Here is a 13,236-nt window from a genome sequence, read left to right on the forward strand (position 1 = left end):
GTGATCAGCATGCAGGGGCCGACGGGCTGGCGCATGACCAGGACCCGGTTGGCGCCGTCGGGGGTGCGCGACATGCCGCCGTCGATGCGGACGGCCTCCTCGGAGAACCAGCGGAAGAACTCGGCTGCGTAGCCGACCTCGCCGCGCGCCTCGGCCAGCGGCTTGCCCATCTCCAGGGTCATCAGGAGGGCGAGGTCCTCCTTGCGCTCGATGATCAGCTCGTAGGCGCGGCGCAGGATCTCACTGCGGGCGCGCGGCGCGGTGGCCGCCCAGTCCGGCTGCGCGGCGACCGCGGCGTCCAGAGCACGCCGGCCGTCCTCGGGCGAGGCGTCGGCGACCTGGCACAGTTCGCGGCCGGTGGCCGGGTCGTCCACGGGCAGCGTGCGGCCGCCGGCCGCGTCCTGCCACCGGCCGTCGAGGAACAGCTGCTTCGGCGCCGCGTCGATGACGCCGATGCCGGAGCGCGGCGCGTCCGCGGCCCCGGACGGCTGGGTGCTGGTGGTCGTGGTCATGATCGGTGCCTCCCGGCGGTTCGGTACGCGGAGCGGTCGGGGTGCGGCCGGCCGGTCCCCTGCCAAGGCGGGGACCGGCCGGGCGCGCTGGGCGGCGCGTCAGCGGTCGGCGCAGCCCGCCTGGACGGCGGCGGACCAGGCCCGCAGCCCCTCGTCGATCTGCTGCTCGGTCACGATCAGCGGCGGGATCATCCGGACCACGTTGCCCCACGGGCCGCACGTGAGGAGCAGCAGGCCCTCGTCGACGGCGGCCTGCTGGACGCGCGAAGCGGTCTTGCCGTCCGGCTCCCCGTCGTCGGTGACGAACTCGCTGGCCAGCATCAGGCCGAGACCGCGTACGTCGCCGATGGCGGGGGTCTTGGCCGCGACGTCCTCCAGCCCTGAGCGGAGCCGGGCGCCCATCGTGGCGGCGTTGCCGACGAGTCCCTCGTCCTCGACGACGTCGAGGGTGGCGAGGGCCGCGGCGCAGGCCACCGCGTTGCCGCCGTACGTGCCGCCCTGCGAGCCGGGGCGGGCCTTGGACATGATCTCGTCGGAGGCGGCGATGCCGGACAGCGGGAAGCCGCTGGCCAGGCCCTTGGCGGTGATGATGATGTCGGGGCGTACGCCGAAGTGCTCGTGGCCCCAGAAGCGTCCGGTGCGGCCGACGCCGGTCTGCACCTCGTCCAGGATCAGCAGGATGCCGTGCCGGTCGGCGCGCTCCCGCAGGCCCTGGAGGTAGGCGCGGTTGGCGGGGGTGTAGCCGCCTTCGCCGAGCACCGGCTCCACCATGATCGCCGCGGTCTCGTCGGGCGCGGTGACGGTCTGCAGCAGGTGGTCGAGCTCGCGCAGCGCGAAGCGGGTGGTGGCCTCCTCGTCCCAGCCGTAACGGGAGGCGTAGTAGTAGCTGTTCGGGAAGGGCGTGACGTGGACGCCGCTCATCAGCGGGCCGAAGCCCGTACGGACCTTCGTGCCGGAGGTGGTGAGGGACGCGGCGGCGACCGTGCGGCCGTGGAAGCCGCCCTGACAGACGACGATGTTGGGCCGGCCGGTGGCCATGCGGGCGAGCCGCATCGCGGCCTCGACGGCCTCACTGCCGGAGTTGGCGAAGAAGAGGCTGTCCAGCCCCTCGGGCAGTACGTCGCCGAGCCGTGCGACCAGCTTCTGCAGCGGCTGGTGCATGACGGTCGTGTACTGGCCGTGGATCAGGGTGGCCACCTGTTCCTGTGCGGCGGCGACCACGCGCGGGTGGCAGTGGCCGGTGCTGGTGACGCCGATGCCGGCGGTGAAGTCCAGATAGCGGCGGCCGTCCGTACCGAAGAGGTGGACGCCCTCGCCGCGCTCGGCGACGACGGGTGTGGCCTGGCGCAGATGCTCGGAAAGGTGGCTCATACGACAGCTCTCTCCCACGGCGTAGAAGCGGTGCGGATGGATGGTGCGGCCTGTGCCCCGATTCTGGCGGAATCAACCACACGCTCCTACTCACCTTGTGGGAGAGGGGTGGGAAGGGTCAACGACCCACGTGTTCGCCGCGCGCGGCGTTTGTGGCCGGCCGACCGCTCCAGGGGCGCCCGGTGCCATGTGGCGGCCGTGCGCGGGGAGATGCTCCGGCGGCCGTGAGCGGCGGGAACACCGGCGGGGACGGCCGGATCGCCGTCCCCGCCGGTCGTACGGAATGGCCCCGCGGCCGGTCCGGTCAGCTCCCGGCCGGGGCCCGGTCGCCGCGCAGGGACGCGGAGATGTCCTCCAGGCTGCGGCCCTTGGTCTCCGGCAGCTTGCGGTACAGGTAGCCGACGCCGAGCAGGCCGAGGACGGCGTAGATCCAGAAGAGGCCGGTGGGGGTGAGCGCGTTGATGGTGGTCAGCACGGTGAGGGAGATGGCGAAGTCCAGGCCCCAGTGCGTGACGTTGCCGAAGGAGGACGCCTTGCCGCGCACAGCGGTGGGGAAGATCTCGCTGTTGATGAGCCAGATCGCCAGGCCGAGGCTGGGCGCGAAGGCGCCGATGTACAGGCAGAGTCCGGCGACCAGCAGGCCGCCGCTGGCGGGCTGTCCGCCGCCCACGAGGTAGAGCGCGCCGAGCAGGACGAGCGCGAGCACGACGACGGTGGTGCCGCCGAGCAGCAGCGGACGGCGGCCGACCTTGTCGACCAGGAGCAGTGCGACGCCGGTGAGGACCATGTTGACCAGGCCGATGCCGAGCGAGGAGAGGATCGCGGCGGAGCTGGCGAAGCCGGCCTGCTGGAGCATGGTGGGCGCGTAGTAGATGACCGCGTTGACGCCGACGAGCTGGTTGGTGGCGGCGACGACCACGCCGAGCAGCACGGCCGGGCGCATGGCGGGGCGCAGCAGGTCCCGGTAGCCGATCTTCGACTCCTGGGCCGCCAGCGTCTCGATCTCGCGCACCTCGCGTTCGGCCTCCTCGGCCGTACGGGTACGGCGCAGGACCGCGCGCGCCTCGTCGGGGCGGCCGTGGGTGAGCAGCCAGCGCGGGCTCTCGGCGAGCCGCAGCACGCCGACGAGCATGAGCAGCGAGGGTACGGCGCCGAGGCCGAGCATCCAGCGCCAGCCCTGGGCCACGTCGTCGAAGGCGTAGCCGACGAGGTAGGAGACGAAGATGCCAACGGTGATCATCAGCTGGTTGAGCGAGACCAGCTTGCCGCGGCTCTCCTTGGGCGCGATCTCGGCAATGTAGGCGGGCACGGCGAGCGAGGCGGTGCCGATGGCGAGGCCGAGGACGAAGCGCGCGGCGATCAGCACGGTGTCGTCCGGTGCCGCGGCGCAGCCGGCCGCGCCCGCGGTGAAGACGGCGGCCGCGGCGAGCAGGGTGCGGCGGCGGCCCACCACGTCGGTGACCGCGCCGCTGACCAGCACGCCGACGATCGCGCCGAGCAGCAGGGACGCCACGGTGACCTGCTGCATGCCGTCGCTGAGGTGGAACTCAGGGGCGATGTGCAGCAGGGCCGAGGAGATGATCCCGGTGTCGTAGCCGAAGAGGAAGCCGCCGAGCGCGGCGACGGCGGAAGCGCCGAGGACCGCGGCGCGGCCGCGGGAGCGCGGCGGGGCGCCCGGCTCGGGCGGGAGGACGGTGTCGGTGCGGGCCAAGGCAGCTCTCCTTCAGGTGTGCTGACGTGAGGTCAGCTGGTACCGGTGCGCCCCGCCGTGCCCCGTCCCGGTCGTCCGGCGGGACGGGGCGGCGGTGCTCCCGCCGCCGCCCGTCGGCAGGACGGCGGCGGGAGCCGGTGCCGCGTCGCACGGCAGCCGGAAGGGGCGGTCGCGGACCCTCGGCACGCGACGCTGGGTGCCGGGGTGTCCGGTCGGGAAGGGACCGCCCGGTACGGCATCGTGACCTGTCGAACGATTTCGCGCAAGCGTTTGCGCAAGCGCTTTTCCCGTTGGCGGCCTCACGTACGATCGCGGGGACAGGAAGACCGCTGAGGAGGCACGCATGGCGACCATGGCCGACGTGGCACGTCGGGCCGGGGTCTCGGTCTCGACCGTGTCCCACGTGATCAACGGGACCCGGTTCGTGAAGGAGGAGACCCGGGACCAGGTGCACGCCGCCATGCAGGAGACCGGCTACATCCCGAACACCATCGCCCGCTCCCTGGTGACCTCCAGCACCAAGACCCTCGGCCTCGCGGTCTCCGCCGTCACCAACTTCCACTTCGCCGACATGGTGTCCTCGATCGACGCCACCGCCCGCGCCGCCGGCTACACCCTGCTGATAGCCGACACCCACGACGACCCCGCCGAGGAGCTGCGGGTGGTGCAGAACCTCCACCAGCGCCGCGTCGACGGGCTGCTGCTGGCCACCGCGGCCGGCGCCCGCGGCGCGGCACTGCGGTACCTCAAGGACACCGGCCTGCCCACCGTCCTGATCGACCGCTGCGCCTCCTCCGCCTTCGACCAGATCGGCACCGCGAACGTGGAGTCCACGGCCCGGCTGGTCGACCACCTCGCCGACCTCGGCCACACCCGGATCGGCATGGTGGCCGGGCGGCGCGGCATCCGTACCAGTTCGGAGCGGCTGCGCGGCTGGCAGCGCGGCATGCGGCGGCAGGGCCTGGACCCGGCCAAGGAGCTGATCGCCGCCGGGCACAGCCAGGCGTACGTGGCCGAGCAGGCCACCGAGAAGCTGCTGCGGGGCAAGGACGCGCCGACCGCGCTGGTGGTGGGCAACAACCACATGACGCTCGGCGTGCTGCGCGCACTGTCCCGGCTGGGCCTCAAGGCGCCGGAGGACATCGCCCTGAGCGTCTTCGACGACTTCGAGTGGGCCGACCTGCTGCAGCCGCAGCTGACCGCCATCGCGCAGCCGGTCGAGGAGATCGGCGCCCGGTCCGTGCGCATGCTGATCGACCGGCTCGCGGACCCGGACGGCGCGAAGCGCACCGTGCTGCTGGAGCCGACGCTGGTGCACCGCACGTCGTGCGGCTGCCCCGCCGCCACCGCACGCTGAGCCGCGCACCCCTGGACAACCGCTGACCCGGCCTTCTACAGTCTGCCGCGGCCGCCAGTCGGCGGCGGCCGCCCCCATGTGTCACCCCAGCCGTCCGGTTCGTCGGGAGCCGAGGCCGCGCGGGACCACCCGCATCTGCCAGCGCCGTACGCAGGCCCGTTGGCCGCGTCGCCCTTCCGGAGGCACCTCCATGCCCGACACCCCGCACCGCCATCTCGCCCGGCGCACCGTCCTGACGGCCGCGCTCGCCCTCGCCGGCACCGGCGCGCTGACCGCCCGGTCCGCCGTACCGGCCGCGGCGGCCACGACCGCCGCCTACGACGAGCCGTACCGCCCCCAGGTGCACTTCTCCCCCGCCCGGAACTGGATGAACGACCCCAACGGGCTGCTCCACCACAACGGCACGTACCACCTCTTCTTCCAGTACAACCCGGCAGGGAACACCTGGGGCAACATGTCCTGGGGCCACGCCACCAGCCCCGACCTCGTGCACTGGGAGGAGCGGCCGGTCGCCATCCCGCAGGACGACGAGGAGATGGTCTTCTCCGGCAGCGCGGTCTTCGACCGGGACAACACCAGCGGCCTGGGCACCGCCGCCGCTCCCCCGCTGGTCGCCATTTACACCAGCATGGTCAAGGCTACGGGCCGGCAGCGGCAGTCGCTCGCGTACAGCACGGACGACGGCGAGACCTGGAAGCGGTACGCGGGCAACCCCGTCCTGGACATCGGCTCGGACAACTTCCGTGACCCCAAGGTGTTCTGGCACGCGCCGACGGCGCGCTGGGTGATGGCCGTCGCGCTCTCCGCCGAGCACCGCATCCGCTTCTACGCCTCCCCCGACCTGAAGACCTGGACGCACCTGAGCGACTTCGGGCCCGCCGGGGCGACCGGCGGCGTGTGGGAGTGCCCCGACCTCTTCGAACTGCCCGTGGCCGGCGAGCCGGGGCGCCACAGGTGGGTACTGATCGTCAATCTCAACCCCGGCGGCCCGGCGGGCGGTTCGGCCGGGCAGTACTTCACCGGCGACTTCGACGGCACCGCCTTCACCGCCGATCCGCAGGACGCGCCGCGCTGGCTGGACCACGGCGCCGACGCGTACGCGGGCGTCACCTACAACGACGCGCCCGACGGCCGCCGCGTCCTGGTCGCCTGGATGAACAACTGGCTGTACGGCGAGAAGATCCCCACCGACCCGTGGCGCAGCGCGATGGGCTTCCCCCGGGAGCTGGGCCTGCGCGCCGCGGACGGCGGCGCCGTCCTCGTGCAGCAGCCGGTCGCCGAACTGGCCACGCTGCGCCGCCGCCCGGCCCTGCGCATCGCGGGCCGCCGGATTCCGGCCGGCCGGGCGCGGCTGCTGCGGGACGCGGCGCTGACGTACGAGGTGGAGGCGGAGCTGCGGCCGGACGGCGCGGGGCGCTGCGGTCTGGAGGTGCGGACCGGCGGCGGGCAGCGCACCCGGATCGGCTACGACACCGCGGGCGGCGAGGTGTACGTGGACCGCACGGCCTCCGGTGACGTCGGCTTCGCCGCGGAGTTCCCGGCCGTCCACCGTGCGCCGCTGCCGCTCGACGGCGGTGTGCTGAGGCTGCGGGTGCTGGTGGACCGCTCGTCGGTGGAGGTGTACGCCGGGGACGGCTCGGTCTGTCTGACCGACCAGATCTTCCCGGGCCCGGACGCCACGGGCCTGGGCGTCTTCGCCGAGGAGGGCGGGGTGCGGGTCGAGCGGCTGACGGTGTGGCCGCTGCGGTCGGCCTGGTGACGCCGGGGCCGCCGCTCAGCCGGTGCGGCGGCGGCCCAGCCACGGCACCGCGGCGATCAGCACGCCGCCCGCGAGGATGCCGAGCCCGAGCGTCCTGCCCTGCCGGGTGAGCTCGGGATCGGCGGCGGCCGCCCCGCCGCCGTCCGCGCCGACCGCGGCGAAGGCGGGGTAGCGGTCGTCGCCCGCGGTGGCGGCCGGGGGCGCGTCAGCGCCGGCCGGGTACTGGCTCTGTCCGTAGACGACGAGGCCCCACAGGGCGAGGACCGCGCCGATGAGGCTGACGATCAGGCGGCTTCCGCTCATGGCGACTCCCGGGTGACGGTGCGTGCCTCAATGACCGCCCAGCGGCCGGAAAGGTTGCGTACCGGTCGGTATGACGCCGATGAGCAGGCCCGCCGCTGCGGTGGCGGTACCGGTGGCGACCACGGCGGGCCAGCCGCCGGCCGTCCAGGCCAGCGTCCCGGCGAGGGAGCCGAGCGCGATGCCGAGGAAGCGGAGGGTGAAGTAGAGGGTGTTCAGCCGGCTGTGCGCGGCGGGGTCGAGCGCGAACAGGACGGTCTGGCAGACGGCCTGGCCGCCCCAGACGCCGACGTCGAGCACGATCACGCCGAGGACCAGCGGGCCGAGGGCCGTGCCGCCCGGCAGCAGGACCAGCCAGCCGACGACGACCAGGGCGGTCAGGAGGGCCAGCGCGCCGCGCCGGCCGAGGCGCTCCGCCGCCCGCCCGGCATACGGCGAGGCGAGCGCGCTGACCGCGGCCACCAGCCCGAACAGCCCGGCCCCCGTGGGCCCGATGTGGTACTGACGCGCCAGCAGGAACGTCAGCGTCGTCCAGAAGGCGCCGAACGCCACGCCGACCAGCGCACCGGAGACCACCACCCGCCACACCAGCGGGTGCCGGAGCAGCCGCGGGAGCGAGGCGAGCGCCGCGCGGTAGGACGTGGCGGCCGCCGCCGGGGCGGTGGGCAGGGCGCGGCGGAGTACGGCGGTGAGCGCCAGAGTCAGCACGGCCGAGCAGAGGTACACGGCACGCCAGCCGGCCAGGTCGGCGAGGGCGCCGGAGTAGGCGCGGGAGGCGAGGACGCCGATCAGCAGGCCGCCCTGGACGGTGCCGACGACCCGTCCGCGGCCCGCGCCGCCGGACGTGCCGGACAGCGCGACGGCGAGCGGGGTGACCAGTTGCGGTACCGGGGAGAGCAGGCCGAGCGCGAAGCCGGCCACGGTCAGCCACCACACCGAGGGGGCGAGCGCGCAGCCGGCGAGCGCGAGCGTCGAGGCGGCGCCCAGGCCGAGGATCAGCCGGCGCCGGTCACGGCTGTCGCCCGCCGGGACGATCAGCAGGATGCCGGCCGCGTATCCGAGCTGGGTGGCGGTGGGCACGGCCCCGACGGCGTCGGCGGTCACGCCCAGGGAAGCGGCGACGGAGTCCAGCAGGGGCTGGCTCAGGTAGATGTTGGCGGCCGTCACGGCGCTGGTGGCGGCCAGCAGGAAGGTCGGGGTCCGGCCTTGCGCGCGGGTGCCGGGGATGGTCTGCGGTGCGTTCACATGAGGCGACGCTAGGCCGCACGTGCGGTGGCATACTTTCGTGGTCACGCCATCACCTGTCGAGAGTGCGCCATGTACGGCAAGAGCGAGGACCGCGACGACTACCAGCACGTCCCGAGGCCGCTGGCCGCGATGGCACGCGATCTGCCGGACGGGCATCACATCCCGCCGCACCGCCACGTCCGCGCGCAGCTGATCTACGGCACGTCCGGCGCCATCACCGTCACCACGGACCACGGTGCCTGGGTGGTGCCCGCCACCCGGGGCGTCTGGCTGCCGCCCGGCCTCACCCACGCGATGACGTGCGCCGGGGCCGTCGCCATGCGCACGCTCTACATCGCGCGCGGGGCCGCCGCCGGGCTGCCCGGCGCGCCCACCGTCGTCTCGGTCTCGCCGCTGCTGCGGGAGCTGATCGACGAGGCGACCCGGCTGCCCGTGCTGTACGACCGTGCCGGGCGCGACGGGAAGCTGATGGACCTGCTGCTGCTCGAACTCACCCCGCACCCCGTCCCCGCACTGCACCTCCCCGCTCCGGAGGACGAGCAACTCGCCGGGCTCTGCGCGGCGATCCAGCGGCGTCCCGGCGACCGGTGGACGGCGGCGGAGGCCGCGGCCCACGCGCACCTGAGCACCCGCAGCCTGCACCGCAGGTTCTCGGCCGCGACCGGCATGGGCCTGGCCCGGTGGGTGCAGCAGGCCCGGCTCGTGCACGCGGTCACCCTGCTCGCCAGGGGCACGCCGGTCACCGCGGTCGCGGGCGCCGTCGGGTACGCCACGCCCAGCGCCTTCACCGCGATGTTCCACCGCGCCCTCGGCACGACGCCGAGCGCCTACTTCGGCGGCGGGGACGGTGCCGCGCGCGCCGGCACGGTGGCCTGAGCCGGTCCGTCGGCGCACGCCCGGTTGTAGGGTCAACAGGGCCGCCCGCGGCGGAAGAAGCGCAGGTGGCGGCGGAGACGACGGCGAGCGAGAGGGAGGGTGCCGTGATCGGCATCGCGGACATCGAGGCAGCGGCCGGGCGGATCGGCGAGCACATCGTACGGACCCCGACGGTGTCCAGTCCGGGGCTGACGGCGCTGCTCGGCGCGCCCGTCACCGCCAAGCTGGAGCTGTTGCAGCGGACCGGTTCCTTCAAGGCGCGCGGCGCGACGGCCAAGCTGCTCTCGCTGAGCGAGGCGGAGCGCGCGGCGGGCGTGGTGGCGGTCAGCGGCGGCAACCACGGCATCGGGCTCGCGGTGATGGCCGGGGTGCTGGGGTGCAAGGCGACCGTGGTGATGCCGCGGTCGGCGCCCGCCAGGGCCGTGGACATCGCGACGGCGGCCGGTGCGTCGGTGCAGCTGACCGACGACATGGACGGCGCGTTCAAGCTGGTGTCGGAGCTGGAGGCGGACGGCCTGACGCTGGTGCACCCCTTCGACGACCCGGTGGTGGTGGCCGCGCAGGGCACCGTCGGCAAGGAGTTCGCCGAGGACGCGGGCGAACTGACCGACGTGCTGGTCAGCATCGGGGGCGGCGGGCTGATCGCGGGCGTCGCAGCGGCGCTGCACGCGCTCCGGCCCGGCGTGCGGGTCTGGGGCGTGGAGACGGCGGGCGCGCAGGCCATGTCCGAGGCGCTGCAGGCCGGCGGTCCGGTGCCGGTCGAGCTGTCCTCGATCGTCTCCACGCTGAGCGCACCGGCCGTCTCGCAGCTCACGTACGACCACACGGCGGCGCTGGTGCACGAGGTGCTGGTGGTGCCGGACCGGGAGGCCGTGCGGGGCGTGCTCGACCTCGCGGAGCACGCGAAGGTCTGGGCCGAGCCGGCCGCCGGCTGTCTGCTCCCGGCGGCCCGGCAGGTGATCGAGCGGGTCGGGGACGAGGCCAGGATCGGGCTGGTGCTGTGCGGCGGCAACGCGTCGGCCGGTGACATCGTGCGCTGGGCGGCGGACTTCGGCCTGCCGGTCTGAGAGGCACGGCCGTACGACGTACCGCGGCGGACCGGCCGGAGTCCGGCGGGCCCGCCGCGGTCCGTCGCGCGGTGACGCTCCGTCAGCACAGCGCCGCAACGGTGACGCTTCGTCGGCTCAGGGCTGCAGCAGCGTCTTGACCATGCCGTCCCCCTTGGTCTGGAAGGTGGCGTACGCCTTGGGGCCTTCCTCCAGGGGGAGCCGGTGGGTGGCGAAGTCCTCGACGCCGAGGACGTCCGAGTCGTCCAGCAGCGGCAGGATGTCGTCCACCCAGCGGCGTACGTTCGCCTGGCCCATGCGGACCTGGATCTGCTTGTCGAACATGGTCAGCAGCGGCAAGGGGTCGACGTTGCCGCCGTAGACGCCCGAGATGGAGAGCGTGCCGCCGCGGCGTACCGCGTCGATCCCGAGGTTCAGGGCCGCGAGCGGGTCCACCCCGGCACGTTCGGTGATCTTCTGGGCCAGCGGGCTGGGCAGCAGCCCCACGGCCTGCTGGGCGAACTTGGCGCCCGGCGTGCCGTGCGCCTCCATGCCGACGGCCTCGATGACGGCATCGGTGCCGCGGCCGTCGGTGAGCCGGCGGATCTCGTCGGCGGTGTGCTTCCCGTACTCGTTGAGGTCCAGGGTGTGCACGCCGCGGTCGCGGGCCCGGTCCAGGCGCTCGGGCACCAGGTCGACGCCGATGACCTTCGAGGCGCCGCGGTGCAGGGCGATGCGCGCGGCCATGTCGCCGATGGGGCCGAGGCCGAGGACGGTGACGGAGCCGCCGGGCGGGATGTCCGCGTACTCGACCGCCTGCCAGGCGGTGGGCAGCACGTCGGAGAGGTAGACGAAGCGGTCGTCCGGGGGCCCGTGCGGCACCTTGACCGGCAGGTGGTCGCCGAACGGCACGCGCAGGTACTCCGCCTGGCCGCCGGGCACCTGGCCGTAGAGCTTGGTGTACCCGAAGAGCGCGGCGCCCTTGCCGCGGTCGCGGACCTGGGTGGTCTCGCACTGCGAGTGCAGGCCCTGGGAGCACATCCAGCAGGTGCCGCAGGAGACGTTGAAGGGCACCACGACCCGGTCCCCGGCCGTCAGCGTCGTGACCTCGGGGCCCACCTCCTCCACGATGCCCATGGGCTCGTGGCCGAGGATGTCGCCGGGGTCCAGGAAGGGGCCGAGGACTTCGTACAGATGCAGGTCGGAACCGCAGATGCCGGTGGAGGTGACCTTCACCAGGACATCGGTCGGGTCCTGGATCTTCGGGTCGGGGACGGTGTCGATCCGTACGTCCCGCTTCCCGTGCCAGGTGAGGGCGCGCATCGCTGCCTCCCGCTCGCGGAGAGCTGTGGGTCAGGAGTGGTGGGGCGTCAGGACCGGTGGTCCTGCGCGGTGAATTCCTTGACGAGGGCGCCGTTGAAGGCGCTCAGGTCGTCCGGCTTGCGGCTGGTGATCAGCGTGTTCGAGCCGCCGGTGCACACCTTGACCTGCTCGTCGACCCAGACACCGCCCGCGTTGCGGATGTCGGTCTGCAGGCTGGGCCAGGAGGTCAGGGTGCGGCCGCGCACCACGTCGGCCTCGACCAGCGTCCACGGCGCGTGGCAGATCGCGGCGACCGGCTTGCCCGCGTCGAAGAAGCCCTTGGCGAAGGCCACGGCCTTGCTGTCCATGCGCAGGAAGTCGGGGTTGGCGACGCCGCCGGGCAGCACGAGGCCGCCGTAGTCCTCCACCCGCGCGTCGGCGACGGTGGTGTCGACGTCGAAGGTGTCGGCCTTGTCCAGATGGTTGAACGCCTGGATCTGGCCGGACTTGGTGGAGACCAGCCGCGGCTCGTGCCCGGCGTCCTTCACGGCCTGCCAGGGCTCGGTCAGCTCGACCTGCTCGACGCCTTCGGGGGCCACCAGGAATGCCACCTGCATGGTGCTCACGTCCTTACGAATCCTCGGAAATCAGCTGGGCGTTTTAGGCGCTTTATCGCTTTGTTCAGGGTTCCACGCCGACTGCGGATCATGCGTGTCCGGCTCCGCCGAACGCGCCGGCGGGCCTGCTCAGCCCACGTACTGGCGGGCGCTGGACCCCCGCCGCGCCTCCTCCAGGGCCACGATCCGGGCCTCGGTGCCGGCGGAGACGGCGGCCCGCTGTCGCAGTACCCACGGCAGCCCGGCACACGCACGGCCGAACGCGCGCACCGACGCCAGATCGTGCGGCACCGTGCGCGCCAGGTGCGCCGTACGCCGCAGCGCCGACCCCGCGGGCCGCCGCAGCCAGGTGAACCACAGGGTGTTCCGCAGCCCCAGCACCCGCCGCTCCGTGCTGTCCCGGACGGTGGAGGCGTGGTGGTGGATGGTCAGCGCCTCGTCGTACGCGAGCCACCAGCCGCGCTCCATCAGGTCGGTGGCCAGCAGCTCCTCCTCGCCGCCCAGCCACAGTCCGGGGTGGAAGCCGCCGGCCTCCCGGAACGCTTCGGTGCGGAGCACGGTCGCGGCGGCGAGGAACGAGCCGAGCGCGGGCCCCGGCAGCCAGTCCGGCCCGTCCAGCGGGGAGTCGCGCAGCTCGGCGACCACCGGGTCCTCGGTCCCCTCCGGCTCCACGACGATCCGCGCGGTGACGGTGGCCAGCCGCGGCCGGGCGTCGAGGACGTCGGCGGCGTGCCGCAGCGCGCCGGGGTCCCACCAGGTGTCGTCGTCGCAGAACGCCACGTAGGGCGTGCGCGCGAAGTGGACGGCGAGGTTGCGGCCGACGGCACCGAGGTTGCGGCCCGGGCGCAGCAGCCGCACCTCGGGGAACTCCCGCTCCACCGCCTCGGCCGTGCCGTCGGTGGACCCGTTGTCCGTGACGATCACCGGCGGGCGCTCCGGCAGCTCGCGCAACGCGCGCAGGGTGCGCAGGAGTTCTTCGCGGCGGTTGTGGGTGATGACGACGACGGTCGTACGGTCGTCCGGGCCTGCGGCCGTGGCCCCGGTGCCGGCGGGTGCCGGGTCCGCGACCGTGTCGTGCGCCTCGTGCTGCGTCATGGCTGGTGGGTTCCCGATCGTACGGAGGACGGTGCGGAGGCC

General features: G+C 73.9%; 12 protein-coding genes. 4 read left to right on the plus strand and 8 right to left on the minus strand.

What is annotated here, in order from left to right; all coding sequences use genetic code 11:
* From C3486_RS34530 to C3486_RS34540, 3 genes are all read right to left on the minus strand, one after another.
* Positions 1-512: aldehyde dehydrogenase family protein (locus C3486_RS34530; protein WP_146075119.1), on the minus strand; the 512-nt coding region annotated here is incomplete at its 3' end.
* 99 nt (positions 513-611) lie between these two features.
* Positions 612-1,883, minus strand: coding sequence for an aspartate aminotransferase family protein (locus C3486_RS34535; protein ID WP_103836817.1), 1,272 nt, complete (start codon positions 1,881-1,883; stop codon positions 612-614).
* Positions 1,884-2,187: 304 nt separating this feature from the next.
* Entirely contained in the window at positions 2,188-3,594 is a 1,407-nt protein-coding gene (locus C3486_RS34540) for a sugar porter family MFS transporter (protein WP_103836818.1), read from the minus strand.
* A gap of 343 nt (positions 3,595-3,937) precedes the next feature.
* On the opposite strand from C3486_RS34540, the gene C3486_RS34545 reads away from it, so the two are divergent.
* Entirely contained in the window at positions 3,938-4,951 is a 1,014-nt protein-coding gene (locus C3486_RS34545) for a LacI family DNA-binding transcriptional regulator (protein WP_103836819.1), read from the plus strand.
* Positions 4,952-5,141: 190 nt separating this feature from the next.
* Positions 5,142-6,710 (plus strand): glycoside hydrolase family 32 protein, encoded by a 1,569-nt coding sequence (locus C3486_RS34550; protein ID WP_103836820.1) that lies wholly within the window; start codon positions 5,142-5,144, stop codon positions 6,708-6,710.
* Positions 6,711-6,725: 15 nt separating this feature from the next.
* On the opposite strand, the gene C3486_RS34555 is transcribed toward C3486_RS34550, so the two are convergent.
* Positions 6,726-7,013 (minus strand): hypothetical protein, encoded by a 288-nt coding sequence (locus C3486_RS34555; RefSeq protein WP_103836821.1) that lies wholly within the window; start codon positions 7,011-7,013, stop codon positions 6,726-6,728.
* 27 nt (positions 7,014-7,040) lie between these two features.
* Positions 7,041-8,255: an MFS transporter gene (locus C3486_RS34560; protein ID WP_258053181.1), complete on the minus strand. Its 1,215-nt coding sequence runs from the start codon at positions 8,253-8,255 to the stop codon at positions 7,041-7,043.
* Between the two features lie 72 nt (positions 8,256-8,327).
* Here C3486_RS34560 and C3486_RS34565 point away from each other — a divergent pair, with 72 nt between their 5' ends.
* Together C3486_RS34565 and C3486_RS34570 are read left to right on the plus strand one after the other, a co-directional pair.
* Positions 8,328-9,134, plus strand: a complete 807-nt coding sequence (locus C3486_RS34565) for a helix-turn-helix domain-containing protein (protein WP_103836823.1) — start codon at positions 8,328-8,330, stop codon at positions 9,132-9,134.
* A 104-nt stretch (positions 9,135-9,238) separates the two neighbouring features.
* Positions 9,239-10,201 (plus strand): threonine/serine dehydratase, encoded by a 963-nt coding sequence (locus C3486_RS34570; protein ID WP_103836827.1) that lies wholly within the window; start codon positions 9,239-9,241, stop codon positions 10,199-10,201.
* 117 nt (positions 10,202-10,318) lie between these two features.
* Here the strand turns inward: C3486_RS34570 and C3486_RS34575 are convergent, their stop codons facing one another.
* The 3 genes from C3486_RS34575 to C3486_RS34585 all read right to left on the minus strand — a co-directional run bounded on the left by C3486_RS34575 (position 10,319) and on the right by C3486_RS34585 (position 13,194).
* Positions 10,319-11,503: a zinc-dependent alcohol dehydrogenase gene (locus C3486_RS34575; RefSeq protein ID WP_103836824.1), complete on the minus strand. Its 1,185-nt coding sequence runs from the start codon at positions 11,501-11,503 to the stop codon at positions 10,319-10,321.
* Positions 11,504-11,550: 47 nt separating this feature from the next.
* Positions 11,551-12,099, minus strand: a complete 549-nt coding sequence (locus C3486_RS34580; protein WP_103836825.1) for a type 1 glutamine amidotransferase domain-containing protein — start codon at positions 12,097-12,099, stop codon at positions 11,551-11,553.
* Between the two features lie 129 nt (positions 12,100-12,228).
* A complete protein-coding gene (locus C3486_RS34585; protein WP_103836826.1) occupies positions 12,229-13,194 on the minus strand; it encodes a glycosyltransferase family 2 protein in 966 nt (321 codons plus the stop codon).
* Positions 13,195-13,236 lie beyond the last annotated feature (42 nt).

Origin of the sequence: Streptomyces sp. Ru73 (assembly GCF_002920575.1) — a bacterium.
In the GTDB taxonomy this organism is placed as follows: Bacteria; Actinomycetota; Actinomycetes; order Streptomycetales; family Streptomycetaceae; genus Streptomyces.

Coding starts and splice junctions, on each gene's coding strand:
- C3486_RS34535 (WP_103836817.1), bottom strand. CDS start 1,883: ATGAGCCACCTTTCCGAGCATCTGCGCCAGGCCACACCCGTCGTCGCC.
- C3486_RS34545 (WP_103836819.1), top strand. CDS start 3,938: ATGGCGACCATGGCCGACGTGGCACGTCGGGCCGGGGTCTCGGTCTCG.
- C3486_RS34550 (WP_103836820.1), top strand. CDS start 5,142: ATGCCCGACACCCCGCACCGCCATCTCGCCCGGCGCACCGTCCTGACG.
- C3486_RS34555 (WP_103836821.1), bottom strand. CDS start 7,013: ATGAGCGGAAGCCGCCTGATCGTCAGCCTCATCGGCGCGGTCCTCGCC.
- C3486_RS34565 (WP_103836823.1), top strand. CDS start 8,328: ATGTACGGCAAGAGCGAGGACCGCGACGACTACCAGCACGTCCCGAGG.
- C3486_RS34575 (WP_103836824.1), bottom strand. CDS start 11,503: ATGCGCGCCCTCACCTGGCACGGGAAGCGGGACGTACGGATCGACACC.
- C3486_RS34580 (WP_103836825.1), bottom strand. CDS start 12,099: ATGCAGGTGGCATTCCTGGTGGCCCCCGAAGGCGTCGAGCAGGTCGAG.
- C3486_RS34585 (WP_103836826.1), bottom strand. CDS start 13,194: ATGACGCAGCACGAGGCGCACGACACGGTCGCGGACCCGGCACCCGCC.